The following is a 4,351-nucleotide window of genomic DNA, read 5'->3' as shown; positions in this document are numbered from 1 at the left end:
CGCGTATCCGATGCGCATGGAACGAAGCTCACTATGTATCACTATGAACCGCTGCTCATGGATATGGTCAATGATCCCCGCCTCGATGTCGATTTTGCCGACGCCTTCAGTGAACTCGGGGAAGAATTTGATATCAAAGACGATGATTTCGCCGAAGGGTCTACCGATGTGGGCAATGTGAGTTATATCACCCGGGTCAGTCAGCCCAGTCTTTGTATCGGCTATGACATATCGGCCCATACGCCGGAATTTGCCGCCGCTGCCGGTAGCCGATATGCAAAAATACAGGCACTTGTCGGAGCCAAGGCCATGGCCCGTGTGGCTATCGATGTACTGCATGAAAAACCGGTCCGGGAAAATCCGGCAGATGAACGGGAAGCGGCGTGGCGTCAGGCTTTTGGTGGATAGAACTGATATATGGGCTTGTCATACCAGACGATAGAGACAAAAAAACGGCAGCAACATGACTGTGAAAGTGCGTGTTGCTGCCGTTTTTTATTAGGGAACCTATCGTTCCTTATAGCAGGATATATTTTAATACAAAGATGACGGCCAGGACGTACATGAGAGGACTGATTTTCTTTTGTCCACCGGTCAGTACGTTGACGACTACGTAGGAAATGACGCCAAATGAGATGCCTTCGGAAATGCTGTAGCAGAACGGCATGGCAATGATGGTAATGTAGGCCGGGATAGATTCGGAGAAGTCATTGAAATCGATTCCGGCTACGGAAGTGAGCATGAGGAAACCAACGATGACCAGGGCCGGTGCCGTTGCAAAGGCCGGGATGGCCATAAAAATCGGCGAGAGAAACAACGAGAGCAGGAAGAGGACAGCTATGGTCATGGCAGTCAGGCCAGTGCGTCCACCTTCACTGACGCCGGTAGCGCTTTCGACGAAGGTCGTCGTCGTACTCGTGCCGAGGACGGCCCCGATGGTGGTGGCACAGGCATCGGCCATGAGGGCGCCTTTGATGCGGGGCAGTTTGCCGTTAGCATCGAGCATGTTGGCTTTGGACGATACACCGATGAGTGTACCCAGGGTATCGAAAAGATCGACGAAGAGGAAAGCGAACATGACGACCAGAAAATCAAGGCTGAATACATTGCTGAAATCGAGCTGGCCCAGAATGGGTGTCATGCTGGCCGGGACGAACGAGGCGGCACCGGCGGAGAGATTGGGGATGACACTGAACATTTTCAGCTCCGGATTGGGTACATAGAGGCCGGCCAGTTCGCAGATGACGGCCAGAATCCACGTGCCCAGGATGCCCCAGAGAATATTGCCCCGTACTTTTTTGACCATCAGGATGCCCGTGAACAGAATCCCAATCATAGCGATGAGGACGGTGATACCGACGGTGTGGAAGGTACCGGTTGCCACAGACTGCTTAAAGGAAAACAGGGAAATCTTGGTAGCCGGGTTGGCGACGATGATCTGGGCATTGAGCAGACCGATAAGGGCGATGAACAGGCCGATACCGGCAGATACGGCTTTTTTCAGTGTCATGGGAATGGCATTGAAGATAGCTTCGCGGACGTTCGTAAGGGATAAGACGATGAATATGATGCCTTCAATAAAAACCGCGGCCAGCGCCATTTGCCAGGAATAACCCATCTGCAGGACGACCGTAAAGGCGAAGAAGGCGTTGAGGCCCATGCCGGGTGCCAGAGCGAAGGGATAGTTGGCAAAGGCAGCCATAAAGACCGTACCCAGACAGGAAGCCAGGGCCGTTGCCGTAAGGACAGCGCCCTTATCCATGCCGGTGATGCTTAAAATTGCCGGATTGACGGCCAGAATATAGGCCATGGTCATGAATGTCGTGATACCAGCCAGCATTTCTGTCCGGGCTGTCGTGCCATTAGCTGATAAATGGAATAGCCGGTCCAGAAAACCAGTTTCAGTTTGCATAGTGTATCTCCTTTCAATAAAAACATAAGGAATATAAAAACATATATTTTATTATAAATTGATTACTCTCAATGGGCAACAAAAATCTGATATATATGAGAGGAAGATGAGAAAAAGATTTTCGGGAAAAGAAAGAGACTGCCTGGAAAGACAGTCTCAATAGTGTTACTCTTTTATGGCTTCGTTTAAACGGACTCCGTTGAGAAAGGGCAGGGTCGGTTTTTCTTTGGGATCGACCGGTTCGCGGATGCTTTCAAAGGTCGTCGTAAGCATCAGCTTCAGGCGGTTGGTCTGATTGACCGAGCTGGCACTGGGGTCGTAGTCGATGGCGACGATATTCGTTTCGGGAAATGCCGCTTTCAAGGTCTTGATCATGCCCTTGCCAGTCACGTGGTTGGGCAGGCAGGCCCAGGGTTGGAGGCAGACGATGTCTTTGGCGCCCCGTTTGATCAGATCGATCATATCCCCGGTCAGGAACCATCCTTCGCCGGCTTCATGGCCGAGAGACAGGAATTTCTTTGCGTCTTCGGCAATGTCGTAAATCGACGTGATGGGGTCGAAGTGGCGGCTCCGGGCTACGGCTTCCCTGTAGGGTTTGCGGTACCATTCCAGCAGCTTCACGAAGGACTTGCTCTTGAAGTTATTCCACCAGCTGCCAGACAGGTGTTTGTAACGGAACTGGTCGTCGAGGAGACCGTAGAAGAAGAAGTCAGCCAGACCGGATACGATGATTTCCCCGCCTTCTTCTTCAATCATGCGCACAATGTGGTTGTTAGCAATGGGATGGAATTTGACGTAAATTTCCCCGACCAGTCCGATACGGGGTTTCTTTTCGTCGGTCATATCGATGTTATCGAATTCCTGCACCATGGCGCGGATATTCTTCACGAAGGTGGAGCGGTCGGCCTTTTTCAGGTCGGCCATACATTTATCCTGCCATTTTTTAAACAGGGCTTCGGCCGTACCTTTTACCTTCTCATAGGGACGGGTCCGGTACAGCACCTGCTGCAGCGTATCGCCGTAAATCATGCCCATGACCAGGCGGTGCCAGAAGCCGATATGGGGCTGGAATCCCGGCTGTTTGTTCAGTCCCTTGAGGTTCAGGGACAGGATGGGGATATCGCCCAGATTGGCATCGGCCAGGGCTTTTCGTATCATGCCGATGTAGTTGGTAGCACGGCAGCAGCCTCCCGTCTGGGAAATCATGACGGACGTATGTTTCAGGTCGTATTTGCCCGATTTAAGCGCCGTAATAATCTGGCCAAGGGACATGATTGCCGGATAGCAGGCGTCGTTGTGAATATACGCCAGGCCGGTGTCGATTGCCTTCTGTCCTTGGTGATGGATCATTTCTACCCGGTATCCTTCATAATCGAAGGCCGGTTTGAACAGGGGAAAATGAATCGGCGTCATAGATGGGGCGAGGATGACATCCTTTGCCTTGTCTTCTTTGGTGAAGACGGCCTTTTCATACGTATAAGGTTCGGGTTTGTCCGAAACGGGTTTGCGGTGGTTCATGACGAACAGAAGGGACCGCAGGCGGATACGGATAGCACCGAGGTTGGAGCCTTCGTCGATTTTCAGCAGCGTATGGATTTTATGTCCGTGTGCCAGAATTTCCTGCACCTGATCGGCGACGATGGCATCGAGACCACAGCCGAAGGAATTCAGTTCCACCAGTTCCAGGTTGGCATGCTGTTCGACGTACTGGGCCGCACGGTAGAGGCGGGAGTGATAGGACCACTGATCTACAACTCGCAGGTGTCCCGGGAATTGTCCCAGCGGTGCCACCCCGTCTTCGGTGAGGACGGCAAGGCCCAGGCTGTTGATGAGTTCGGGAATGCCGTGATTGATTTCCGGATCGACGTGATAGGGGCGGCCGCAGAGGACGATAGCCCGTTCGCCTTTTTTGGCGAGCATGTCCAACGTGGCTTTGGTCATGGCATAGTATTGCTGCTTATACGCTTCTTCTTCTTTCCAGGCAGCTTCACAGGCCTCTTTGATTTCGCCTTTTTCCAGTCCCCATATGCGGAGTTCATCCTGCAGGCGCGGGACAATGCGTTTGGGGTCGTGGAGCGGCAGGAATGGGCACAGGTACCGTGTATTCGTATCGCTCAGCCGTTCGGCCATGTTATTGCGGATGACTTCCGGGTAACTCATGACCATGGGGCAGTTGAACGTATTGTCTTTACTGCCTTCTTTGGGCCCGTTCTGGATGCAGGGATAGAAGATGCGATCGACCCCTTTTTCCAGCAGGTTTTCAATATGGCCGTGGACGAGTTTGGCCGGATAGCAGGCCGAATCGGAAGGAATCGTTTCCATGGCCTTTTCAAAGAGCTTTTTAGACGAAGGATCGGATAAGACGACGCGGTATCCAAGGTGGGTGAAGAAGGTAAACCAGAAGGGATAATCTTCATACATATTGAGCACGCGGGGAAT

General features: G+C 52.2%; 2 protein-coding genes and 1 pseudogene. 1 reads left to right on the top strand and 2 read right to left on the bottom strand.

What is annotated here, in order from left to right:
• Window positions 1-408 (top strand): annotated as a pseudogene (locus tag DBO31_RS02665) (hypothetical protein); the annotation flags it as partial.
• Between the two features lie 109 nt (window positions 409-517).
• Here DBO31_RS02665 and DBO31_RS02660 read toward each other — a convergent pair.
• Together DBO31_RS02660 and DBO31_RS02655 are read right to left on the bottom strand one after the other, a co-directional pair.
• Window positions 518-1,912 carry an NCS2 family permease gene (locus DBO31_RS02660; protein WP_150824377.1) on the bottom strand — a complete coding sequence of 465 codons (1,395 nt, stop codon included), beginning with the start codon at window positions 1,910-1,912 and terminating at the stop codon, window positions 518-520.
• Window positions 1,913-2,077: 165 nt separating this feature from the next.
• Window positions 2,078-4,351, bottom strand: a 2,274-nt coding sequence (locus DBO31_RS02655; RefSeq protein WP_234995365.1) for an acyl-CoA dehydratase activase-related protein, incomplete at its 5' end; no start/stop codon positions are given.

The sequence above is a fragment of the Megasphaera sp. DJF_B143 genome, assembly GCF_900320625.1.
In the GTDB taxonomy this organism is placed as follows: Bacteria; Bacillota; Negativicutes; order Veillonellales; family Megasphaeraceae; genus Megasphaera; species Megasphaera hexanoica.
The sequence above is the reverse complement of the archived record's forward strand: the minus strand, read 5'-3'. Positions and strand labels throughout refer to the sequence as shown.